The organism is Pseudomonas sp. BIGb0558, from assembly GCF_024807515.1.
Taxonomy (GTDB): Bacteria; Pseudomonadota; Gammaproteobacteria; order Pseudomonadales; family Pseudomonadaceae; genus Aquipseudomonas; species Aquipseudomonas yamanorum_A.
In genome coordinates this window covers 368,997-390,200 of record NZ_JANUEW010000001.1, presented here as the reverse complement: position 1 = coordinate 390,200, position 21,204 = coordinate 368,997, and the positions used below count along the sequence as shown (strand labels likewise).

The window sequence follows — 21,204 nt, the reverse complement described above, 5'->3', positions numbered from 1 at the left end:
ACGGGTGGCATGGTTAATGAAATTCAAGGATCTTCGGGATTTCGTGCAGCAACTTGAGCAGCGCGGAGAGTTGAAACGTATCCAGGTGCCGATTTCCCCGGTGCTGGAAATGACTGAGATTTGCGACCGCACCTTGCGCAACAAGGGCCCGGCGTTGCTGTTCGAAAAACCGGTGGGCTTTGATATCCCGGTGCTCGGCAACCTGTTCGGCACCCCCGATCGCGTGGCGTTTGGCATGGGCGCCGAGTCGGTCAGCGAACTGCGCGAGATCGGCAAGCTGCTGGCCTTCCTCAAGGAGCCCGAGCCACCCAAGGGGCTGAAGGATGCCTGGTCCAAGCTGCCGATCTTCCGCAAGATCATTGCCATGGCCCCCAAGGTCGTCAAAGACGCGGTGTGCCAGGAAGTGGTTATCGAAGGTGATGACGTCGACCTCGGCATGCTGCCCGTGCAGACCTGCTGGCCCGGCGACGTCGGCCCGCTGATCACCTGGGGCCTGACTGTCACCAAGGGCCCGAACAAGGACCGCCAGAACCTCGGCATCTACCGTCAGCAAGTGATTGGCCGCAACAAGGTCATCATGCGCTGGCTGAGCCATCGTGGCGGCGCGCTGGATTTCCGTGAGTGGTGCGAAAAGCATCCCGGCCAGCCATTCCCGGTATCCGTGGCCCTGGGCGCCGACCCGGCGACCATCCTTGGCGCCGTGACGCCGGTGCCCGACAGCCTGTCCGAGTACGCCTTCGCCGGCCTGTTGCGTGGCAACCGTACCGAGCTGGTGAAATGCCGCGGCAACGACCTGCAAGTGCCAGCCACCGCCGAAATCATCCTTGAAGGGGTGATTCATCCGGGCGAAATGGCTGATGAAGGCCCTTACGGCGACCACACCGGCTACTACAACGAAGTGGACAGCTTCCCGGTGTTCACCGTGGAGCGCATCACCCACCGGATCAAACCGATCTACCACAGCACCTACACCGGCCGTCCGCCGGATGAGCCGGCAATCCTCGGCGTGGCGCTGAACGAAGTGTTTGTGCCGATCCTGCAAAAGCAGTTTCCGGAAATCACCGACTTCTACCTGCCGCCCGAAGGCTGCTCGTATCGCATGGCCATCGTGACGATGAAGAAGTCGTACCCGGGCCATGCCAAGCGGGTAATGCTGGGTGTGTGGTCGTTTTTGCGACAGTTCATGTACACCAAGTTCGTTATTGTCACCGACGACGACATCAACGCCCGGGACTGGAACGACGTGATCTGGGCCATCACCACGCGCATGGACCCCAAGCGCGACACGGTGATGATCGACAACACGCCGATCGACTACCTCGACTTCGCCTCGCCGGTATCGGGCCTCGGTTCGAAAATGGGCCTGGATGCCACCCATAAATGGCCGGGTGAAACCACCCGTGAATGGGGCCGCGTGATCGTCAAGGACGAAGCGGTGACTGCCCGTGTCGATGCGCTCTGGAAAGAATTAGGAATAGATTGATGCGTGTAACCCTGCAGCCTTCCGGTGCGGTACTTGAACTGACGCCCGGCGAGCGGATCCTCGAGGGCGCGCGACGCCTGGGCTACGATTGCCCCCAGGCGTGCCGCAATGGCGTGTGCCACGTGTGTGCGGCGCTGTTGGTGGAAGGCCGGGTGCAGCAAGCCGGCGAGGTGCGTGACCATGGCGAGTTCTATACCTGCATTGCCGAACCGCTGGAAGATTGCATCGTGTTGTGGGATGGCGTGCTGGCGCCGGGAGAGTTGCCGGTGCGCAAATTGTCTTGCCAACTGAGTGAGTGCGTTGAAGTGGGCGGTGACGTATGGCGCGTGCGCCTGCGGGCTCCGGCCGGTAAACCGGTGCGCTACCACGCCGGGCAATACCTGATGATCGAGCGGGAAAACGGCGAGAAGTCGGCGTTCTCCCTGGCCTCGGCGCCCCATGCCGGGCGCGAGCTGGAGCTGCACGTACTGGCCCGGGAAGACAGCGCCCGCAGCCTGCTGGAGCAGTTGCAGCGCAACCAGATGGCGCGCATCGAGCTGCCATTTGGCGATACCCACCTGGCGGAATTGCCCGACGGGCCATTGGTGCTGATCGCCGCCGGTACCGGCATGGCGCAGATGCACAGCCTGATCGAACACTGCCGCGCCAGTGGCTTCAAGTACCCGGTTCACCTGTATTGGGGTGTGCGCCGGCCAGAAGATTTCTACGACATCGAGCACTGGGACCAGTGGCTGCAGCTGCCCAACCTGTTCCTGCACAAAGTGGTCAGCGACCTCTGCGGCTGGGAAGGGCGCTGCGGGCTGTTGCATGAAGCAGTGTGCGAAGACATCAGCGACCTCAAGGCCGTGCACGTCTATGCCAGCGGTTCACCTGCGATGATCTACGGCACGCTGGATGCCTTGGTCGAGGCCGGCATGGATGCGCACCAGATGCGCGCTGACGTATTTGCCTACGCGCCCCGTCCGTAACATGTGCTGAGGGAGCAAGCTCCCTTGCCACAGAAGCCCTTCAGCGGCTCAATCAGAACCGAACGCCTGTCGTCACCATCGCCGCATTGAACCCGAGCAACACCAGCTCGGCGGCGACCGGCCCGTAGTGAGTACCCACCGACGGGATGATCACGGGTGCTATCCCCAGCCCATTCAGCGGAATCTTGTCGCGGTACTTGCCGCGATAGCCCTGGATCAAGCCCCCCGTCAGCTTCAGGTATACCGGGTAATCGGTCATGTCGTAGCGCTTGCCGGCATAGACGTAGTACGAACGCTGCCTGAACGAGTTGCGAAACGTTGCCCCGCCATACACCAGGCCTGACGCTTCATTGCGTTCCAGGCCGATCAGGTCTTGATGGTTGTTGTGATCCTTGTCCGGCGCAAAGTGCCGGGTGTAGACGCTTGTCTGCGCATACCAGAAGCCTTTCTCGTCCTGGGTCGGTGCTTCGACCGCCAGGGCGGTGGTGGCCTGTGCCAGGAGCAGCAGGCTGGGAAGTCGGTATTTCATGGTGCGACCTCGATAGTCGGTGATTGGGCGGCTAAGTGGGTCGTGACAGATGGCCATTTTGAAGGCTTAAGCCCCGTAAAGGCTGAACGGGCGCTGAAGGTACCGGGCTTGCACGGCTCAATCCTGATGAGCGGACGGGCGGTGCTTATGCATTCGCTTATTCTTTAAAGGTATTTAATTTGTTACATAAATATCATTAAGCTATATGACAACGGACTACCGACTATCTGCCAATAACCAATAAATGACCGCCACCGTCCGCCACACGGATCGATCGTATGAGCTCAGAGCATTGACGTTCTGGCTTTTGATTCCAAGGGGAGCGGTATGGGGAGCAACAAGCAGCACCTGCTGTACACGGCGATTTTGTCGGCTAATTTGCTGACCGCCGTAGGATTCAATCCAGTGGCAGCCGCCGAAGCAGCCACTGCCGATGTACCCAAACTCGATACAGTCATCGTGACCGGCACCCGGGCCCAGGAGCGCACCGCCAGTGCTTCGCTGTCACCCATCGACGTGATTTCCGGCGACACCTTGCGCAGTACCGGCTCTGATGAATTGGGCGCGGTACTGGCCCGCCTGATTCCTTCCATCAACTTCCCGCGTCCAAGCCTGGTAGACGGCGCCGAACTGGTGCGTCCGGCGCAACTGCGCGGCCTGTCGCCGGACCAAGTGTTGGTGCTGGTCAATGGCAAGCGCCGCCACACCAGCGCCTTCGTCAACCTCGGCGGCGCGGTGGGGCGCGGCTCGGCCCCGGCAGATCTGAATGCGATCCCGCTGTCGGCGGTGGACCATATCGAAGTGCTGCGTGACGGCGCCTCCGCCCGTTATGGCTCCGATGCGATTGCCGGGGTGATCAACGTGATCCTCAAGCATGACGACCACGGCGGCTCGATCACCAGCAAGTTCGGCGAGTACAAGAAGGGTGACGGGATCCAGCGTAACCTCAGTGGCAACACCGGTGCGGCGTTGGGGGATAACGGTTTTATCAATATCTCGGCCGAAGGGGCCGACAACGATTACACCAACCGCGCCGGCAAGGACTTGCGGCCGGGCAGCGTCGGTTCGACGACCTATGGCCAGCGCGTGTTCCGCCAGGGCGAACCGGCTACCGACCAGGGCAAGCTGTTTCTCAACTCGGCCTATTCCTTCAGCGACGCGGCTGAGTTCTACGCGTTTGGCGGCTACAGCAAGACCCGCGGCGAGACCGCAGCGTTCTATCGGGCCAGCAACGCGAGCAACAACATTCCTGCGCTCAACCCCAACGGTTACCTGCCGCTGATTCGCGGCGACGTGGAAGACACGTCCCTGGCGGTGGGCCTGCGCGGGTTGTTGGCCTATGACTGGCACTACGATGTGTCGGTCAACTACGGCAAGAACCAGTACCAGATCGGCACTGAAACCATCAACACCTCGCTGGGCCTGGCCACGCCGCGCAAGTTCGACAACGGCACCCTGGTCAATGACCAGAAGCAACTCAGCCTGGACCTGTCGCGGGAATTCAGCCTGGGCTGGTTACCGTATCCGGTGTCGGTGGCGTTTGGTGGTGAATACCTGGATCAGGGTTATCAAATCAAGGCGGGTGATCCGGCGTCCTACTACCAGACCGGCAGTTCGGGCCTGGGCGGCTTCCGTGATTCAGACGCCGGCACCAGCACGCGGCATAACTGGGCGCAGTACCTGGACCTGGAAACCAACTTCACCGAAAAACTCAGCGCCTCGGCTGCCGTGCGTCACGAGGACTACAGTGATTTTGGCTCCAACGTCAGCGGCTCGCTCTCGGCCCGCTACGACTTCACCCCGCAAGTGGCCTTGCGCGGCAGTGTTTCCAACGGTTTCCGCGCGCCGTCACTGGCGCAGCAGAACTTCGCCTACACCTCGTCGCAATTGATCGGCAACACCATCCAGGAAGCCGGTACGTTCCCGGCCAACAGCCAGGTGGCACGCCTGTTGGGTGCTGAAGACCTGAAAGCCGAGAAGTCCCGCAACTACAGCCTTGGCCTGGTGCTGGAACCAACTGACAACCTGACTGTGACTGCCGACGTCTACCGTATCGACATCAGCGACCGCATCAGCCTGTCCTCCAACCTGGACCTGAGCAAGAACCCGGCCGCGCTCGCGTACCTGCAGGCCAACGGCGTGGGCAACATCAACTACACCACTGTGCGTTACTTCACTAACGCCACCGACACCACCACTAATGGCATCGACCTGGTGGCCAACTACCGCTACCAGCTGGATAACGGTGTGCGCTGGAACAGCACCGTGGGCTACAACTACAACCACACCAAGGTCACCGACGTAAAAGCCAACCCGGCTGTACTGGATAGCCTGGGCGCCAGCCTGGTTCGGGTGGACCGGCGCGAGCGCATCGGCCTGCTGGGCGACACCACGCCCCAGCACAAGCTGAGCCTGGGCAACGACCTGAGCTTCGGCAATTGGGCGCTGCACAGTAATCTGGTGCGCTATGGTTCATTTACCAGCTACCAGGCAGATCCGACCAACGACCAAAGCTTCAAGGCCGCCTGGCTGTTGGACCTGTCGGCCGACTACAAGCTGAAAAACTGGACCTTCACCGTCGGCGGCGACAACGTCACCGACAAGTACCCGGAAAAGCTCAATGCCTACGCCAGCAGTGGTGGCAATTTGGCCTATAGCACTTTTTCGCCGTACGGTTACAGCGGCGCGTTCTATTACGGTAAAGTTGCTTACAACTGGTAACAGCTTCTCGTAACCACAAAGGAGACCTAAGCGATCTGCCATGACCGCCATTGAATCTGATCTTTTGCAATTGGCTTACCCTCCGCGGCTCGATCTGGGGCCGCAGCTCACTCACGAACAGTTGATGAGTTCGATGCAGGCCACCATGGCCCGGCACAAGGGTGGGCCGGTCTGGCTATTCGCTTACGGTTCGCTGATCTGGCGGCCTGAATGTTCGTCGACCCAACGGATGCGGGCACGGGTCCACGGTTATCACCGGGGCTTGTACCTGTGGTCTCACGAGCATCGGGGCACGCCGGAAATACCGGGGTTGGTGTTTGGCCTGGATCGCGGCGGCTCGTGCAGCGGGTTTGCCTACCGCTTGCCGGAAGATCAACTGGAGGCTTCGCTTTATGCCCTGTGGCAGCGCGAGATGCCTTATCCCTCCTACCGGCCACACTGGCTGACCTGCCGTCTTGAAGATGGCAGCCAGGTGCAGGCATTGGGATTTGTCCTGGAACGGCACCTGCCCAGTTATGCCGGCAACTTGCCCGATATTGTGCTCAATCACGTGCTGCAAAGCGCTTGCGGGCGTTACGGCACTACGCGCGATTATGTCGAGCAGACCGTCAACGCCCTGCGTAGCCACGCCATGCCAGACAAGAATCTGGAGGCGCGGCTCAAGCGGTGTTCCAAAGGCAATGCCTGCGATTAACGCGCGGCACTGACGCTATTGGTGTGCCACAAGGTGGGGATCAGGAACGCAATCGCCAACAGGCACGCGCCGATCAGCAGTACAAAACCGCCGTCCCAGCCGAAATGGTCAACGGTGTAGCCCATGGCCGCACTCGCAGCCACCGAGCCACCCAGGTAACCGAACAAGCCCGTAAAGCCCGCTGCGGTACCGGCGGCTTTCTTCGGTGCCAGTTCCAGCGCCTGCAGGCCGATCAGCATCACCGGGCCGTAGATCAGGAAGCCGATGGAGAACAGCGCGATCATGTCGACCATCGGGTTGCCCGGCGGGTTGAGCCAGTAAACCAGGGTCGCCACCGTCACCAATGCCATGAACACAATGCCGGTCAGGCCACGGTTGCCACGGAAGATCTTGTCCGACATCCAGCCGCACAGCAGCGTGCCCGGAATGCCCGCCCATTCGTAGAAGAAGTACGCCCACGAGGTTTTATCCACGTCGAAGTGCTTGGCTTCCTTGAGGTACGTCGGTGCCCAGTCCAGCACGCCGTAGCGCAGCAGGTAGACGAACACGTTGGCGAAGGCGATGTACCAGAGCATTTTGTTGCGCAGCACGTACTTGACGAAGATTTCCTTGGCGCTGAATTCGTCTTCGTGGCTGGCGTCGTAGCCTTCCGGGTAATCGTTCTTGTACTGCTCGATAGGCGGCAGGCCCACCGATTGCGGGGTATCGCGCATGGTGATGAAGGCAAACGCCGCCACCAGCAGGGCCACGGTGGCCGGGACGTAGAACGCCGCGTGCCAGTCGTTGAACCAGGCCATGCCCAGCAGGAACAGCGGGCCGATCAGGCCACCGCCGACGTTATGCGCCACGTTCCACACGGAAACCACGCCGCCGCGTTCCTTCTGCGACCACCAGTGCACCATGGTCCGGCCACTTGGCGGCCAGCCCATGCCTTGGGCCCAGCCGTTGATGAACAGCAAAATGAACATCATGGTCACACTGGACGTCGCCCAAGGTGCGAAACCGAAAATGAACATCACCCCGGCGGACACCAGCAAGCCGAAGGGCAGGAAGTAGCGCGGGTTGGACCGGTCGGACACCAGGCCCATGAGGAACTTGGACAGGCCGTAGGCAATCGCGATCGCCGACATCGCCAGGCCCAGCTGGCCGCGGGTGTAACCCTCGTCGATCAGGTAGGGCATGGCCAGGGAGAAGTTTTTGCGCAGCAGGTAGTACCCGGCGTAACCGAAGAAAATACCGGCGAAGATCTGCCAGCGCAGGCGTCGGTACGTGCTGTCTATTTTTTCTTCAGGCAGGGGCGCCTGATGTGCGGCAGGACGGAAGAAAGCAAACATTCAAGAGCTCCAGATTTCTTGTTTTGACTGCGGATGCGAATGTTACAGTTTCGTTACCGAAAATAGCACCGCCTCTTATCTGCGGGCATAGGAATTGAGTGCAATTGCATGTTCTTTTACGAACATGTCGCTTAGAGGCAAGTGAGGGGCGTTTTCAGGCGGGAATTTCAAGAACCTGTGGCAAGGGAGCTTGCTCCCTTGCCACAGGCAGCGATACGGCTCAGCCGCCGTTGGCGGCTGCAATATCGCCTGGAAGCAGGTGTTCCTGGACCTTCTGGCTGCGGGATTCCACCAGTTGGCCCTGGTCGTCGAAGCGCAGCACGATCAGCCAGTCATACACATTCTCCGGCCATTTTTTCATGCCGGTCAGCGCCGGGCCGTCGCCGCCAAAGGCTTCGATCAGCTTGTCGATATGCCCATGGTGCCAGGCGATCAGTACGGTCTGGGCCTGGTTGGACTTGCGCAGCGACTTCACCAGCTTGCCCACTTCATTGTCGGCGTAGGGTGTCTCCAGCGGGAGTTGCAGGCGCTGGGCCAGGGGCGTGAGGGTCAGGCGCGGGCGTGAGCTTTCCTTGCTGTCGCTGGTGGCGATCAGCCGCTGAGGCACCACCGAGATACCGTTCAACAGCAAGGGGTCGAAGTAGCTGGCATAGGCCGCCGCCCTTTGTTCGCCTTTGGGGCTCAGCAACGGGCCGTCATCGGGTTTTTCCGCATGGCGCACGATCAGAACCGTCACATTGCTCAGCCCTCGTACGTCCTTGTCCTCTTTATGGGCAAGGGCTTGGGCCGACACCACCATCAATACTCCCAGGAACAGCGCGCGCAACCGTGTGACCATTATTCTTCCTGCCAATGAGTGAGTGCCTCGGCCGATCATGGGCCCAGGCACCTCGTGGACAAAATGAAACAATGGTCAGCGTAGCTGCACCACGACCTTGCCGACAGCCTTGCGCTGGCCCAGGTCATTGATCGCCTGCGCCGCCTGCTCCAGTGGATACACCTGGGACACCAGCGGCTTCAGCTTGCCCTCGGCAAACCAGCCGAACAGTTGCTGGAAGTTGGCCGCGTTGTCCTGGGGCTGGCGCTGGGCAAACGAACCCCAGAACACGCCGACCACCGACGCGCCCTTGAGCAGAGCCAGGTTCACCGGCAGCTCGGGAATACGCCCGCTGGCAAAACCCACCACCAGCAGCCGGCCATTCCAGGCGATGCCACGGATGGCCTGGTCAAACAGGTCGCCGCCCACCGGGTCGTAGATCACATCCACACCGTTGCCGCCGGTGAGGCGTTTGATCTCGTCCTTGAGGCTGGCTTCGCTGTAGTTGATCAACTCATCGGCACCGGCGGCCTTGGCCACCGCCAGCTTGTCGGCACTGCTGGCCGCAGCGATCACCCGGGCGCCCATGGCCTTGCCGATTTCCACCGCGGCCAGTCCGACGCCGCCGGAAGCACCGAGCACCAGCAGGGTTTCCCCGGGTTGCAGGTTGGCGCGCTGCTTGAGGGCGTGCATCGAGGTGCCGTAGGTCATGCTGAAGGCGGCGGCGGTGTTGAAGTCCATGCTCGGCGGGATCGGCAGCACGTTGTAGCCCGGCACGGCGACCTGCTCGGCGAAGCTGCCCCAGCCGGTCAGCGCCATCACCCGGTCACCGACTTTCAGGTGGCTGACCTTTTCGCCGACCTCGCTGACCACGCCCGCCGCCTCACCGCCCGGTGAAAACGGGAACGGCGGCTTGAACTGGTATTTGCCCTCGATGATCAGGGTGTCCGGGAAATTCACCCCGGCGGCATGCACGTCCAACAGGATTTCGTTCTTCTTGATCGCCGGGCTTTCGACGTCTTCCAGCACCAGGGTTTCGGCGGGGCCGAAGGCTTTGCACAGCACAGCTTTCATCGGACTATTCCTTTTGGCGTGTTGGCCGATAAGTGTAGGTGGGCGGGGCGACGGGTCAACGAGCATGCCCCGGCCTGATAAGCCGCCATAAGCTTGTGCTCAGGGCTGCTAGCGTTATGCTACTGGGCAACCGAATTGAGGAATGAACTGTGAAAGCGTGGATCCTGTTGATGCTGGCCCTGACACTGCCGATGGCAGCCCAGGCCGAAGAAGCCAAAGAAGGCGACGCGCCGAAGGTCAGCTATATCAGCCTGAGCCCGCCGTTCGTCGGTAACTACGGCCTGGATGGCACCGCGAAGCTGCGGGTGTTCAAGGCGGATATCGCCCTGCGGGTGACCGGCCCCGAGGCGGCCGCTGCCGTCAAAGCCAACGATGCGTTGATTCGCAACCAGTTGGTGGCGCTGTTTACCCAGCAGACCAGCGACGCCATGAGCAGCGTCGACGGCAAGGAAAAACTGCGCCAGGAAGCCCTGAAGCAAACCCAGCAAGTGATGAACGACGAAACCGGCAAGCCGGTGGTTGAGGATTTGTTGTTCAACAACCTGATCATCCAGTAACACCACGGAATTGACGTCTGGTAAAAGGGCGCTCCTGTGGCGAGGGAGCTTGCTCCCGCTGGGCTGCGCAGCGGCCCCAAAATCCTGGGAGCGCTTCGCACTGGAGCGCCAGCCCGGTCCAGCGGGAGCAAGCTCCCTCGCCACAAGAGCGCATCGCTCTCAAGAGGCAAGGCTCTTCCTGAATCGCATCAACGCCACCGCAAAAAACAGCAGCCCGATCCCCGCCAGCGCCAGCAAATCCGGCCACACCACGCTCACCCCCGCATCCCGGAACAGAATCGCCGCACTCAAACTCACAAAGTGCGTCGACGGCGAGCCCTGCATTACCCATTGCAACCACTGCGGCATGCTGTCCAGCGGCGTGCTGCCGCCAGACAACAACAGCATCGGGATAATCACCGGGATCGCCAGCAAGCCGAACTGCGGCGTCGAGCGGGCGAGGGTGGCGAGGAAGATACCCAAGGCGGTACTGGCAAACAGGTACAGCGCAGTCACCAGCAGAAACAACGTCAGCGAGCCGGCCAGCGGCACGCCGAGCAAGCCTTTCACCACCACTTCCAGCGACAGCCAGGTGCACAGCACCACCACCAGCATGTTGCTCCAGATTTTCGCCAGCATGATTTCCAGCGCCGTCAGCGGCAGCACCAGCAGATGGTCGAGGGTGCCATGTTCGCGCTCACGCAGCAGCGCGGTACCGGTGAGCACGATGGCGAGAATGGTGATGTTGTTGACGATCTGAATCACCGCCAAAAACCAGCCGCCCTCCAGGTTGGTATTGAACAGCGCCCGGGTGGTCAGCAGCGCCGGTGCCTTTTGGGCGGCGTCAGCCTGGTTGCCATAGGTGAGCAACTCCCGCTGGAAAATCCGCCCGATGTACCCGGCGCCCATAAATGCCTGGCTCATGGCCGTGGCATCGACGTTGACCTGCACCGCTGGCTGGCGCCCGGCCAACAGGTCGGCCTGGAAATTCGCCGGCACATTGATCACGAAGGTGTACTGGCCGCTGTCCATCACCTTGTCCAACTGGTCATACGGCAACGGCACCGCTGCCTGGAATTCCGGCGGTTGCAGCGCTTCGGCCAGTTGCCGGGACAGCGCGCTGTGGTCTTCATCCACAAAGGCCACGCTGGCGTTGTGCACGCCGATCACCGAACCGGCGGCAGGCATATAGATGGCAACGGTAAAGGCGTAGAACAGGAACAGCAGCAACACGCTGTCATGGCGCAGGCTGGTCAGTTCCTTGATGCCAAGGCGCAGGATATGGGCGAACTTGTGCATCTCAGGCCTCCTGCTTCTTGAGCATGATCAGGCTAAGCCCGGTAAACCCCAGGAAAAACCCGAACAGCGCCAGGCACTGTGGCCACAGCTGACGCAGGTCCAGGGCCTTGGTAAAGGTGCCCACCGCAATGTCGAGGAAGTAACCGGCCGGGAACAACATGCCCATCAACGCGGCGGCGCCTTCCAGGGACGAGCGCGGCACGATCAGCCCGGAGAACTGGATGGTCGGCAGGCTGGTGATGATCATGGTGCCCAGGATCGCCGCGATCTGGGTGCGGGTGAACGCGGAAATCAGCAGGCCCATGCTGGTGGTGGCCAGCACATACAGCAGGCCGCCAAAGGCCAGGGTCACGCCGCTGCCCTTGAACGGCACGCCAAACAGCCAGCGGTTCATTGCCACCAGCAGCCCCAGATTGATCAGGCTTACGGCCAGGTACGGCGCCTGCTTGCCCAGCAGGAATTCCAGGCGGGTGAGCGGCGTGGCGTAGAAGTTGGTGATCGAGCCCAGCTCCTTTTCGCGCACGATGCCCAGGGCGGTGAGCATCGCCGGGATAAACGCAAGGATCAGCGCCATCACGCCGGGGCCGATGGCGTTCACGCTGACCACGTCCTGGTTGTAGCGAAAGCGGGTTTCCAGTTTGGCGGCGGCCTGCTGGTTAAGCGGTGTGCTGTTCAGCTCGGCCAGTTGCTGCAGATTGGCCTGATGCACGGCCTCGACATAATTGCGGCTGGTTTCCGCACGGAACGGCATGCCACCGTCGAGCCAGGCGGCCACGGCAGGTTGGCGACCGGCGTAGAGATCGCGACCGAAACCCGGCGGAATCTCCAGCGCCAGTTTGATTTCCGAACGTTGCAGACGTTTGTGCAGTTCGTTGGCGTCGGTGATCGGCGGCTGCTCGGCGAAGTAGCGCGAACTGCGAAACGCCTCCAGATAGGCGCGGCTTTGTGGCGTCTGGTCCTGGTCGTAGACGGCGAAGGCGAGCTTTTCCACGTCCAGGGAAATGCCGTAGCCGAAGATCACCATCATGAAAATCGCACCCAGCAAGGCGAAGGCCATGCGCACCTTGTCCCGCAGCAGTTCCTTGCCTTCGCGGCTGGCGACGGCCAACAGGCGGGCGACGCTGAACCCGCGTTTGCTAACGGGCGGCGCCATGGGTTCGCTGACGGTTTCGGCGGGCGCGGCTGCTGCTTCAGGTGCGCCTTGGGCTTGCTCCAGGCAGGCGACAAACGCCGCTTCCAGGGTCTCGCCGTGGAACTGCTGTTGCAGCGCATCCGGCGTGTCGCAGGCCAGCACCTTGCCTGCGTGCATCAGCGAGATGCGGTCGCAGCGCTGGGCCTCGTTCATGAAGTGGGTGGACAGGAAGATCGTCACGCCTTGTTCCCGGGACAGCTCGATCAGCAACCGCCAGAAATCATCCCGCGCGGCCGGGTCGACGCCCGAGGTCGGCTCATCGAGGATCAGCACTTCCGGGCGATGCAGCACCGCCACGGCCAGGGACAAGCGCTGGCGCAAACCCAGGGGCAACTCGCCGGAAGGCTGCTCGGCGACGTCGCCCAGGTCAAAACGCTTGATCAGCTCGTCGATACGTTGGCCGCTCTCGACCTTGGGCAGGTCGAACAACTGCGCGTGCAGCACCAGGTTCTGGCGCACGCTGAGTTCGCCGTACAGCGAGAAGCTTTGGGACATGAAACCCACGCGCTTGCGGGTGGCCAGGTCCTTGGCATTTACCGGGTTGCCCAACAGCGTAGCGGTGCCCTCCGTGGCGGGCATCAGCCCGGTGAGGACTTTCATGGTGGTGGTCTTGCCGCAGCCGTTGGAGCCGAGGAAGCCGAAGATCTCGCCCCTGCCAATCGCAAAGCTGACCTTGTTCACTGCCGTGAAATCGCCGAAGCGCAGGGTCAGGTCGTGGGCTTCGATGGCGATGTCGGTGTTGTCGCTTTCCCGTGGCGGTATCACCAGCGGTTCGTTGTTATGGGCGCTGTCGCCCTGGAAATGGGTGAAGGCTTCGTCCAGCTTGCCGCTGGGTGTCGCGGCAGCCAGTTCGCTGCTCAGGCCGTCGGCGATCAGCTTGCCGCGGTCGAGCATCAGGCAGTGTTCGAACTGCTCGGCTTCTTCCATGTAGGCCGTGGCCACCAGCAATGTCAGCTGTGGACGTTCGCTGCGTACGGTTTCTACCAGTTCCCAGAAACGCCGGCGGGACAGCGGGTCGACGCCAGTGGTGGGCTCATCGAGGATCAACAGATCCGGGTCGTGGATCAGCGCGCAGCACAGGCCGAGTTTCTGTTTCATGCCGCCGGAGAGTTTGCCGGCGGGGCGCTCGGCGAAGCGTGCGAGGTCGGTGGCCAGCAGCAGGTTGTGCATGCGCTGGTCGCAATCGGCTTTCGACAGGCCGAACAGCGTGGCGAAGAACCGGATGTTTTCGCTGATGGACAGTTCGGGGTACAGGTTGCCACCCAAGCCTTGAGGCATGAAGGCGATGCGCGGGTACAGGCTGTTGCGGTGACGGCGGTCTTCGATGGAGCCACCGAGCACTTCCAGCTCACCGTGTTGAAGCTTTTTGACCCCGGCGATCAAGCCCAGCAGGCTCGACTTACCGGCGCCGTCCGGGCCGATCAGCCCGCAGCGGGTGCCGGCGGGCAGGCTGAAGGCGATGTCGATCAGCGCCTGTTGCTTGCCGTAGCGATGGTTGATCCCCGTGGCGTGCAGCGCCAGGCCGCTCATTGCAGGTTGGCCGGCCAGTCCAGGTCAGCGGTGCGCACATAGCCGGCGCCGGGCATGCCCGGTTTGGCTTGGGGCACGGCGCTTGGTTGGGTCAGGCGCAGCTTGACCCGGAACACCAGCTTCTGGCGCTCGTCGCGGGTTTCCACTTCCTTGGGGGTGAACTGCGATTTGGCCGCGACAAAGCTGATTTTCGCCGGCAGCGGTTGCTTCGGCAGGGCGTCGAGAAGGATCCGCGCTTCGCTGCCGACGGTCAGTGCGCCGGTCACCGAGGCGGGCAGGTAGAGGTTCATGTATTGGTCGTTGGGGTCGATCAGCAGCAACACGCGGCCACCGGCGCCGAGCACCTCGCCGGGCTCGGCCAGGCGCAGCTGGATGATGCCGTCAATGGGCGCCCGCAGGCTGCTGTCTTCGATTTCGCTGGTGAGTTGCGCGACCTGGGCCTGGGCGGCGCCGATGGCGGCCTTTACCGAATTGACCTGCGCTTGGGCCGCGATTACGGCGGCGTTGCCGGTGTTCTGTTTGGCTTGCTGCTGGTCGATCAACTGGCCGCTGGCGAAACCGCGCTTGTATAACTCCTGGGTGCGCTTGAGCTCCTGGCTGGCCAGCAGTTGCTCGCTCTGGCGCAGTTGCACATTGGCTTCGGCGGCGGCGAAATTTTCCTTGGCCCGCAGCACTTCGGCTTCGGCCTGGGCGCGCTGGGCTTCCAGGGTGCGGGTGTCCATGCGCGCCAGCAACTGGCCCTTGAGCACCTTGTCGCCTTCGTCCACCCGTACTTCGGCCAGGCGCCCGGGGATCTTGGTGGCGATCTGCACTTCAGTCGATTCCAACCGGCCATTGCCCATGCTCAAGCCTTCGGGCAGGCGGTCCTGGGTGGATTGCCAATAGCCGAAGCCGCCGGCGGCCAGCAGCAAGACAATCAATGGAATGGCGAAAAGATGGGAGGTGCGGTGGTTCGTCGACATGGGTGCATCCTGCGGCGTTAGCGTCCTAGTTTGACCGATCCTGCCCGAGGGCCCTTGATGCGGGTCAAATGAAGCGCAAGCCTAACCCGGTTGACGCGCAGATGCATGCGCCACGGGCGTGACCGCAGGGTTCTGCCTTTTAGTGCAAGCCGAGCACAGCGGCCCACTGCTCGGCGGTGACGGGCATCACCGAAAGGCGGCTGCCTTTTTGCACCAGGGGCAACTCGGCGAGGGCGGTTTGCTGTTTCAGGTAGCCCAGCCCCAGGACCTTGGGGAAGGTCTCTACATGGGCGACATTGATTGCGCTCCACGGGTTCTTTTCGGGTGTCGCCTTGGCGTCGAAATAATGGCTGTCAGGCTCCAGCGCGGTGGGGTCCGGGTAGGCCGCCTCGACGATTTTGCCGATGCCGGCAATCCCCGGTTCCGGGCAACTGGAATGGTAGAAGAAGAACTGGTCACCCACCGCCATCGCCCGCAGGAAGTTACGCGCCTGGTAGTTGCGAACCCCATCCCACCGGGCTTCTCCGAGCTTTTCCAGGCCGGTGATGGACAGTTCATCGGGCTCGGATTTCATCAGCCAATAGGCCATGTTTTCGCTCCTCAAAAGGCGATTGGGAAAGTTGTCCTGCAATTTTATGACAAACCGACAGTCGGTTGGCGTCAAGGTTTGCGTGTTGGTTCACGTTAACGCAGAATGCCGGGGTTTTGAGCTTGACGCAGCTGGCACGGACTACTAATGGAACGTTGCTGTCATCGTGTGCAAGATGCCTGAAGGGGGGCAATCGATGAAACGCAAACCGGATTTACTATGGATTTTGGTTATTTTGTTCGGCCTGGGCGTTGTGACCACCGGCTATGCGCAGAGCTTGTGGTCGAACAAGACTGACGCACCGATTGAGCTCGCACAGCAACAGCAGCAACCGTTCAAACGCTGACCCGTCTTTAAGGCGCTGCTGATTCCAGTAGCGTCTCTGCCATATACCAATCCTTATCGGTGACTGTGCCCTCAAGCGGTACATCCCAGCTTGCCTGCGCCAATCTTTCGACCTTCTGACATTCATGGGCCAGGCCCAGCAGCGTCGGCTTGCGCCAGGATTTACGGCGGGCCATGTAGGCCAGGCTACGGTCATAAAAACCGCCGCCCATGCCCAGCCGTCCGCCCACATCATCGAACCCGACCAAGGGCAGCAGCACCAGGTCCAGCGCCCAGACCTTGCGTTGGCGGCTGACATTCACCTGCGGCTCGAGGATGCGAAACCGGTTGGGCCTCAGCTTCTCGCCGGGCCGCACTCGCTGGAACACCATCTTGGTTCGCGGCCACGCGCTGAGCACCGGCAGATACGTCGCCTTGCCCCGGCGCTGTGCGGCGCGCAGCAGCAGGCGCGGATCGATTTCACCGTCCGTGGGTAGATATAAGGATATGTGTTTGGCCCGGCGAAACAGCGGGTGCTGTGCCAGTTGCCGATACAGGCCAAGGGCGGCCTGGCGTTGCTCGCTGGGCGTCAGGGCGCGGCGGGCTTTGCGCAGCATGCGTCGAAGTTGCGGGCGGGAAAGCGGCGCAGGTTCGGTCATGGTTTTCGGCTCATAAAACAATGCCAGTCCTAAGACTGGCATTGGATTTGGGAATCAGGCTCCCCGACAGAACCGCTGTCGACTTAGCCCTTGAACCCGAAAGTTCAAGGTGGAAGAAACAGTAGGCTTTAAGGCTTTCCGTCTAGCGGACATGCACACCAGCCCAACGTGTAACTTCCAGGGTAGTGCGAATCGGCTCAGGGACATCGCCGACTGGCAAGCACGCCAGGGAGTGGGGCGAGTATACCCGAAACCGACGCCGCAATCAGCCCTTGGGTGGCTCTGGATCGGTAGAGAGTACCAGATCGACCCGCTCCAGCAGGTCGCGTACCTGCTCGCGCGTCGAGCCGCTGGCCTGCACGTCAGGCCGTTCCTGCTTATGCAGTAAATCGTGGGTAATGTTCAGTGCGGCCATCACGGCGATGCGATCGGCGCCGATGACTTTGCCGCTGCTGCGGATTTCACGCATCTTGCCGTCCAGGTAGCGGGCAGCGCTCACCAGATTGCTGCGTTCTTCCTGTGGGCAGATGATGGAATATTCTTTGTCGAGAATCTGCACGGTGACGCTATTGCTTGAACTCATGAGTCTTGCTCCAGGGCCTTCAGGCGCGAAATCATCGATTCGACCTTACGCCGGGCGATTTCGTTTTTTTCAATGAGGTGAGCGCGTTCCTCGCGCCAGGTCTTTTCCTGAGCTAATAGGAGTCCGTTTTGGCTCTTAAGTTGCTCGACCCGGTTAATTAGCAGCTCGAGTCTGGCCATCAGCGCTTGCAGGTCGGTGTCTTCCATTGGGTTCCACTGGATTTGTCTGATGAATGGCAACTGCTGGATAAACGATCTGACGCCCTCGATAGTCTTGGTACGTCTGCCGATGCTAGGATACAGCGCTTCATTCTAGACATTGCGCCGCCTGGCGCCTAGCTCACCATGCCCATTCAGAATTCCCCGTACGATGCTTTTTCCAAACTGCTGAGTTCCAGCGGTCATCCTTGCTCGCCTGCCGAACTGCACGGCGTGCTGCTGGGCCGCAGTTGCACCGGTGTCGGCTTTGACGCCGACAACTGGCTGGCCGACGTCGCCGAGCTGCTGGAAACCGAGCCCACCGAAAACGTGCGCAACGCCCTCATCGGCCTGCAAGAGATGGTCAAAGGCGAGCTGACCGGTGATGACGTCACCGTCGTGTTGCTGCTGCCTACCGATGACGCACCGCTCACCGAGCGCGCTGCGGCACTGGGCCAATGGTGCCAGGGCTTTCTCCACGGCTTTGGCGTGAACGCCGGCGGCCTCGACCTGAGCACCGATGCCCAGGAAGTGCTGCAAGACCTGGCCGCTATCTCCCAGGTGCAAGACGCCCTGGAAGAGTCCGAAGACGGCGAAAGCGACTACATGGAAGTCATGGAATACCTGCGCGTTGCGCCGTTGCTGCTGTTCACCGAGACCCGTAAATCGGCTGAGCCCGCTGCACCCAAGCCTTCGTTGCACTAAGAAAGGAAGCCCATCTGCCCATGATCCATATCCCCAAAGCGGAATACACCCGGCGCCGCAAGGCGCTCATGGCGCAGATGGAACCCAACAGCATCGCCATCCTGCCGGCAGCCGCGGTTGCCATTCGCAACCGTGACGTCGAGCACGTCTATCGTCAGGACAGCGACTTCCAGTACCTGAGCGGCTTCCCTGAACCGGAAGCGGTGATCGTGCTGATGCCCGGCCGCCAGCACGGCGAGTACGTGCTGTTCTGCCGCGAACGCAACGCCGAGCGCGAACTGTGGGACGGCCTGCGGGCCGGTACCGAAGGCGCGATCCGCGAATTCGGCGCCGATGATGCATTCCCGATTACCGATATCGACGACATCCTGCCCGGCCTGATCGAAGGCCGCGACCGGGTGTACTCGGCCATGGGCAGCAACGCCGAGTTCGACCGGCATCTGATGGAGTGGATCAACGTGATCCGCTCTAAAGCGCACCTCGGCGCCCAGCCACCGAACGAATTTGTTGCCCTGGATCATCTGCTTCACGACATGCGCCTGTATAAATCGGCGGCGGAAGTGAAGGTGATGCGCGAGGCCGCGCGGATTTCCTGCGCGGCCCATGTGCGGGCGATGCAGGCCAGTCGCGCCGGATTGTATGAGTTCAGCCTGGAAGCGGAGCTCGACTACGAGTTTCGCAAGGGCGGGGCAAAGATGCCGGCCTATGGCTCCATCGTCGCCTCGGGGCGCAACAGTTGCATCCTGCATTACCAGCAGAATGACGCGGTGCTCAAGGACGGCGACCTGGTGCTGATCGATGCCGGTTGCGAGATCGACTGCTATGCCAGCGACATCACCCGCACCTGGCCGGTGAGCGGCAAGTTTTCCGCCGAGCAGAAGGCGATTTACGAGATCGTGCTGGCCTCCCAGGAAGCCGCCTTTGCCGAAATCGCCCCGAACAAACATTGGAACCAGGCCCATGAGGCGACGGTGCAAGTCATCACCGCCGGGCTGGTGACGCTTGGGCTGTTGCAGGGCGACGTCGACGAGTTGATCGCCAGCGAAGCCTATAAAGCCTTCTACATGCATCGCGCCGGGCACTGGCTGGGGATGGATGTGCACGATGTCGGCGAATATAAAGTAGGCGGCGAGTGGCGGGTGCTGGAAGTCGGCATGGCGCTGACCGTGGAGCCGGGAATCTACATCTCGCCCGACAACCAGAACGTGGCGAAGAAATGGCGTGGCATTGGCGTACGCATCGAGGACGACGTGGTGGTGACCAAGCAAGGCTGTGAAATTCTGACCGGTGGCGTGCCCAAGGCCGTCGCCGAGATTGAAGCGCTGATGGCGAGCGCCCGATGAGCCGGGTCAACCTGGCGATTATCGGCGGCGGCCTGGTGGGCGCCAGCCTTGCGTTGGCGTTGCAGGCCGGGGCCAAGGCCCGTGGCTGGAAGATCGTGCTGATCGAGCCGTTTGCCCCAGGAGACAGCTACCAGCCGAGCTACGACGCGCGTTCTTCGGCGCTGTCCTTTGGCGCGCGGCAGATTTATCAACGGTTGGGCGTGTGGCAGGAGATTTCCCGCCGCGCCGAGCCGATCAAGCAGATTCATGTGTCGGACCGTGGCCGCTTTTCTACCGCGCGCCTGTCGGCCATGGAAGAAGGCGTGCCGGCCCTCGGCTATGTGGTGGAAAACGCCTGGCTCGGCCAATGCCTGTGGCAAGGCCTGGACAAGGAAGTGGTCAGCTGGCGTTGCCCGGCGGAAGTCACTCGCATGGAGCCGCTTGCCGATGGCTACCGCCTGACCCTCAATGATGAAACCGTACTTGAATGCGACCTCGCGGTGCTGGCCGACGGCGGCCGCTCCGGTTTGCGCGAGCAGTTGGGGATCGGCGTTAAAACGCGGCCATACAACCAGAGCGCACTGATCGCCAACATCACCCCGAGCGAAGCCCACAACGGCGAGGCCTTCGAGCGTTTCACCGACGAAGGCCCGATGGCCTTGCTGCCGTTGCCGGACAACCGTTGCGCGCTGGTGTGGACCCGCATCGGCATGGACGCCCAGCGCCTGGCCGCGCTGGACGAGCGCAGTTTCCTCAGCGAGTTGCAGGGCGTGTTCGGCTACCGCCTCGGCACCTTGAAGCAGGTCGGCGCGCGTCACTTGTACCCGTTGACCCTCGTGGAAGCCGAAGAACAAGTGCGCTCTCACCTGGCCGTGCTCGGCAATGCCGCCCACAGCCTGCACCCGATTGCCGGCCAGGGCTTCAACCTGTCCCTGCGTGACGCCTACGCCCTGGCCGAGGCTTTGCTGGCCGGTCCAGCAATTCCGGGTGACCTGGCGACCTTGCAGGCGTACCGCGAGCGCCAGCGCCTGGACCAGAAACTCACCGTCGGCTTCTCCGATCAGGTCACCCGCCTGTTTGGCAGTGCCCAGCCGCTGGTAGCGCTGGGCCGCAACATGGGCCTGCTGGGCCTGGATTTGCTGCCGCCGGCCAAGCGCTGGTTTGCGCGTCAGGCCATGGGCCTGGGCACCCGCCCCGATGCGTGAGTGGCTGACCCAACGCCTGGGCAAGGCACGGCTATTGCGCTGGATCATGACCCTGTACCCGCCGTACCTCGGTGCCGGGGTGCGGGTGTTGCACATCGGCAGCGATTTTCGCGAGGTCAAGGTGCGCATGGGTTTGGGCTGGTACAACCGCAATTACGTCGGCACGCAGTTTGGCGGCAGCCTGTATTCGATGGTCGATCCGTTCTACATGCTGATGCTGATGGAGAACCTGGGCCGCGACTACATTGTCTGGGACAAGGCGGCGAGCATCGATTTCATCTCGCCGGGCAAAGGCCCGGTGTATGCCGAATTTTCCATCGACCAAGTGTTGCTGGACGAGATTCGCCAGCACACCGCCAGCGGCGACAAGTACTTGCCGCAGCTCAAGGTGCAGATTCATGACGGCTCCGGCACCCTGGTGGCGCGGGTCGACAAAACCCTTTACGTGCGGCGCAAGCCGCAATCGAGACAGGCTTAAAGC

At 61.8% G+C, this 21,204-nt stretch carries 21 protein-coding genes and 1 other RNA gene; 10 read left to right on the top strand and 12 right to left on the bottom strand.

What is annotated here, in order from left to right:
* Positions 1-16: 16 nt before the first annotated feature.
* Together ubiD and M2400_RS01805 are read left to right on the top strand one after the other, a co-directional pair.
* Entirely contained in the window at positions 17-1,483 is a 1,467-nt protein-coding gene (ubiD, locus tag M2400_RS01810; RefSeq protein WP_177128922.1) for a 4-hydroxy-3-polyprenylbenzoate decarboxylase, read from the top strand.
* On the top strand, positions 1,483-2,451 hold the full coding sequence (locus tag M2400_RS01805) for a CDP-6-deoxy-delta-3,4-glucoseen reductase (protein WP_177043780.1): 969 nt from the start codon (positions 1,483-1,485) through the stop codon (positions 2,449-2,451). Before ubiD ends, M2400_RS01805 begins: the two co-directional genes overlap by 1 nt.
* Positions 2,452-2,503: 52 nt before the next feature.
* Here the strand turns inward: M2400_RS01805 and M2400_RS01800 are convergent, their stop codons facing one another.
* The gene (locus M2400_RS01800; RefSeq protein WP_259195514.1) at positions 2,504-2,980 is read right to left on the bottom strand and encodes a sn-glycerol-3-phosphate transporter; all 477 of its coding nucleotides are present in this window, start codon (positions 2,978-2,980) and stop codon (positions 2,504-2,506) included.
* Between the two features lie 327 nt (positions 2,981-3,307).
* Between M2400_RS01800 and M2400_RS01795 the strand changes: the two genes are divergently transcribed.
* Positions 3,308-5,701, top strand: a complete 2,394-nt coding sequence (locus M2400_RS01795; protein ID WP_259195515.1) for a TonB-dependent siderophore receptor — start codon at positions 3,308-3,310, stop codon at positions 5,699-5,701.
* 40 nt (positions 5,702-5,741) lie between these two features.
* A complete protein-coding gene (locus tag M2400_RS01790; protein WP_177043783.1) occupies positions 5,742-6,395 on the top strand; it encodes a gamma-glutamylcyclotransferase in 654 nt (217 codons plus the stop codon).
* Here the strand turns inward: M2400_RS01790 and glpT are convergent.
* The 3 genes from glpT to M2400_RS01775 form a co-directional block, all read right to left on the bottom strand.
* Positions 6,392-7,729: a glycerol-3-phosphate transporter gene (gene glpT, locus M2400_RS01785; RefSeq protein WP_177112411.1), complete on the bottom strand. Its 1,338-nt coding sequence runs from the start codon at positions 7,727-7,729 to the stop codon at positions 6,392-6,394. The genes M2400_RS01790 and glpT overlap by 4 nt on opposite strands.
* A 220-nt stretch (positions 7,730-7,949) precedes the next feature.
* On the bottom strand, positions 7,950-8,567 hold the full coding sequence (locus M2400_RS01780) for a flagellar basal body-associated protein FliL (RefSeq protein ID WP_177043784.1): 618 nt from the start codon (positions 8,565-8,567) through the stop codon (positions 7,950-7,952).
* A gap of 75 nt (positions 8,568-8,642) precedes the next feature.
* Positions 8,643-9,620 carry an NADPH:quinone oxidoreductase family protein gene (locus M2400_RS01775; protein ID WP_177128927.1) on the bottom strand — a complete coding sequence of 326 codons (978 nt, stop codon included), beginning with the start codon at positions 9,618-9,620 and terminating at the stop codon, positions 8,643-8,645.
* 149 nt (positions 9,621-9,769) lie between these two features.
* On the opposite strand from M2400_RS01775, the gene M2400_RS01770 reads away from it, so the two are divergent.
* Positions 9,770-10,177, top strand: coding sequence for a flagellar basal body-associated protein FliL (locus M2400_RS01770; RefSeq protein WP_177043786.1), 408 nt, complete (start codon positions 9,770-9,772; stop codon positions 10,175-10,177).
* Between the two features lie 159 nt (positions 10,178-10,336).
* On the opposite strand, the gene M2400_RS01765 is transcribed toward M2400_RS01770, so the two are convergent.
* The 4 genes from M2400_RS01765 to M2400_RS01750 form a co-directional block, all read right to left on the bottom strand.
* On the bottom strand, positions 10,337-11,455 hold the full coding sequence (locus M2400_RS01765; RefSeq protein WP_177112415.1) for an ABC transporter permease: 1,119 nt from the start codon (positions 11,453-11,455) through the stop codon (positions 10,337-10,339).
* 1 nt (position 11,456) lies between these two features.
* Positions 11,457-14,177: a ribosome-associated ATPase/putative transporter RbbA gene (rbbA, locus tag M2400_RS01760; RefSeq protein ID WP_177112417.1), complete on the bottom strand. Its 2,721-nt coding sequence runs from the start codon at positions 14,175-14,177 to the stop codon at positions 11,457-11,459.
* Positions 14,174-15,139 carry an HlyD family secretion protein gene (locus M2400_RS01755; protein WP_177043789.1) on the bottom strand — a complete coding sequence of 322 codons (966 nt, stop codon included), beginning with the start codon at positions 15,137-15,139 and terminating at the stop codon, positions 14,174-14,176. The genes rbbA and M2400_RS01755 overlap by 4 nt, the downstream gene beginning before the upstream one ends.
* Positions 15,140-15,278: 139 nt before the next feature.
* Positions 15,279-15,728, bottom strand: coding sequence for an EVE domain-containing protein (locus M2400_RS01750; RefSeq protein WP_259195516.1), 450 nt, complete (start codon positions 15,726-15,728; stop codon positions 15,279-15,281).
* 196 nt (positions 15,729-15,924) lie between these two features.
* Here M2400_RS01750 and M2400_RS01745 point away from each other — a divergent pair, with 196 nt between their 5' ends.
* The gene (locus M2400_RS01745; protein WP_177043791.1) at positions 15,925-16,074 is read left to right on the top strand and encodes a hypothetical protein; all 150 of its coding nucleotides are present in this window, start codon (positions 15,925-15,927) and stop codon (positions 16,072-16,074) included.
* A 7-nt stretch (positions 16,075-16,081) separates the two neighbouring features.
* On the opposite strand, the gene M2400_RS01740 is transcribed toward M2400_RS01745, so the two are convergent.
* The 4 genes from M2400_RS01740 to M2400_RS01725 all read right to left on the bottom strand — a co-directional run bounded on the left by M2400_RS01740 (position 16,082) and on the right by M2400_RS01725 (position 17,500).
* Positions 16,082-16,711 carry a 5-formyltetrahydrofolate cyclo-ligase gene (locus tag M2400_RS01740; protein WP_177043792.1) on the bottom strand — a complete coding sequence of 210 codons (630 nt, stop codon included), beginning with the start codon at positions 16,709-16,711 and terminating at the stop codon, positions 16,082-16,084.
* Positions 16,712-16,767: 56 nt separating this feature from the next.
* A non-coding RNA gene (gene ssrS, locus M2400_RS01735) (6S RNA) lies at positions 16,768-16,946 on the bottom strand.
* Between the two features lie 30 nt (positions 16,947-16,976).
* A complete protein-coding gene (locus M2400_RS01730; RefSeq protein ID WP_003213956.1) occupies positions 16,977-17,294 on the bottom strand; it encodes a cell division protein ZapA in 318 nt (105 codons plus the stop codon).
* Positions 17,291-17,500 (bottom strand): TIGR02449 family protein, encoded by a 210-nt coding sequence (locus tag M2400_RS01725; protein WP_003213954.1) that lies wholly within the window; start codon positions 17,498-17,500, stop codon positions 17,291-17,293. Before M2400_RS01725 ends, M2400_RS01730 begins: the two co-directional genes overlap by 4 nt.
* 138 nt (positions 17,501-17,638) lie before the next feature.
* Between M2400_RS01725 and M2400_RS01720 the strand changes: the two genes are divergently transcribed.
* The 4 genes from M2400_RS01720 to M2400_RS01705 are packed head-to-tail and all read left to right on the top strand — an operon-like array spanning position 17,639 to position 21,201.
* Positions 17,639-18,196 (top strand): YecA family protein, encoded by a 558-nt coding sequence (locus M2400_RS01720; protein WP_003213952.1) that lies wholly within the window; start codon positions 17,639-17,641, stop codon positions 18,194-18,196.
* Positions 18,197-18,216: 20 nt separating this feature from the next.
* Positions 18,217-19,539, top strand: a complete 1,323-nt coding sequence (pepP, locus tag M2400_RS01715) for a Xaa-Pro aminopeptidase (RefSeq protein WP_259195517.1) — start codon at positions 18,217-18,219, stop codon at positions 19,537-19,539.
* Positions 19,536-20,723, top strand: a complete 1,188-nt coding sequence (gene ubiH, locus M2400_RS01710; RefSeq protein ID WP_259195518.1) for a 2-octaprenyl-6-methoxyphenyl hydroxylase — start codon at positions 19,536-19,538, stop codon at positions 20,721-20,723. The genes pepP and ubiH overlap by 4 nt, the downstream gene beginning before the upstream one ends.
* A complete protein-coding gene (locus tag M2400_RS01705; RefSeq protein ID WP_177043795.1) occupies positions 20,716-21,201 on the top strand; it encodes a DUF4442 domain-containing protein in 486 nt (161 codons plus the stop codon). The genes ubiH and M2400_RS01705 overlap by 8 nt, the downstream gene beginning before the upstream one ends.
* The last annotated feature ends 3 nt before the right edge of the window (positions 21,202-21,204 follow it).

Excerpts from the sequence above, each read along its gene's own strand:
- ubiD (WP_177128922.1), top strand. The coding sequence starts at position 17 with ATGAAATTCAAGGATCTTCGGGATTTCGTGCAGCAACTTGAGCAGCGC.
- M2400_RS01805 (WP_177043780.1), top strand. The coding sequence starts at position 1,483 with ATGCGTGTAACCCTGCAGCCTTCCGGTGCGGTACTTGAACTGACGCCC.
- M2400_RS01800 (WP_259195514.1), bottom strand. The coding sequence starts at position 2,980 with ATGAAATACCGACTTCCCAGCCTGCTGCTCCTGGCACAGGCCACCACC.
- M2400_RS01795 (WP_259195515.1), top strand. The coding sequence starts at position 3,308 with ATGGGGAGCAACAAGCAGCACCTGCTGTACACGGCGATTTTGTCGGCT.
- M2400_RS01790 (WP_177043783.1), top strand. The coding sequence starts at position 5,742 with ATGACCGCCATTGAATCTGATCTTTTGCAATTGGCTTACCCTCCGCGG.
- glpT (WP_177112411.1), bottom strand. The coding sequence starts at position 7,729 with ATGTTTGCTTTCTTCCGTCCTGCCGCACATCAGGCGCCCCTGCCTGAA.
- M2400_RS01780 (WP_177043784.1), bottom strand. The coding sequence starts at position 8,567 with ATGGTCACACGGTTGCGCGCGCTGTTCCTGGGAGTATTGATGGTGGTG.
- M2400_RS01775 (WP_177128927.1), bottom strand. The coding sequence starts at position 9,620 with ATGAAAGCTGTGCTGTGCAAAGCCTTCGGCCCCGCCGAAACCCTGGTG.
- M2400_RS01765 (WP_177112415.1), bottom strand. The coding sequence starts at position 11,455 with ATGCACAAGTTCGCCCATATCCTGCGCCTTGGCATCAAGGAACTGACC.
- rbbA (WP_177112417.1), bottom strand. The coding sequence starts at position 14,177 with ATGAGCGGCCTGGCGCTGCACGCCACGGGGATCAACCATCGCTACGGC.
- M2400_RS01755 (WP_177043789.1), bottom strand. The coding sequence starts at position 15,139 with ATGTCGACGAACCACCGCACCTCCCATCTTTTCGCCATTCCATTGATT.
- M2400_RS01750 (WP_259195516.1), bottom strand. The coding sequence starts at position 15,728 with ATGGCCTATTGGCTGATGAAATCCGAGCCCGATGAACTGTCCATCACC.
- M2400_RS01745 (WP_177043791.1), top strand. The coding sequence starts at position 15,925 with ATGAAACGCAAACCGGATTTACTATGGATTTTGGTTATTTTGTTCGGC.
- M2400_RS01740 (WP_177043792.1), bottom strand. The coding sequence starts at position 16,711 with ATGACCGAACCTGCGCCGCTTTCCCGCCCGCAACTTCGACGCATGCTG.
- M2400_RS01730 (WP_003213956.1), bottom strand. The coding sequence starts at position 17,294 with ATGAGTTCAAGCAATAGCGTCACCGTGCAGATTCTCGACAAAGAATAT.
- M2400_RS01725 (WP_003213954.1), bottom strand. The coding sequence starts at position 17,500 with ATGGAAGACACCGACCTGCAAGCGCTGATGGCCAGACTCGAGCTGCTA.
- M2400_RS01720 (WP_003213952.1), top strand. The coding sequence starts at position 17,639 with ATGCCCATTCAGAATTCCCCGTACGATGCTTTTTCCAAACTGCTGAGT.
- pepP (WP_259195517.1), top strand. The coding sequence starts at position 18,217 with ATGATCCATATCCCCAAAGCGGAATACACCCGGCGCCGCAAGGCGCTC.
- ubiH (WP_259195518.1), top strand. The coding sequence starts at position 19,536 with ATGAGCCGGGTCAACCTGGCGATTATCGGCGGCGGCCTGGTGGGCGCC.
- M2400_RS01705 (WP_177043795.1), top strand. The coding sequence starts at position 20,716 with ATGCGTGAGTGGCTGACCCAACGCCTGGGCAAGGCACGGCTATTGCGC.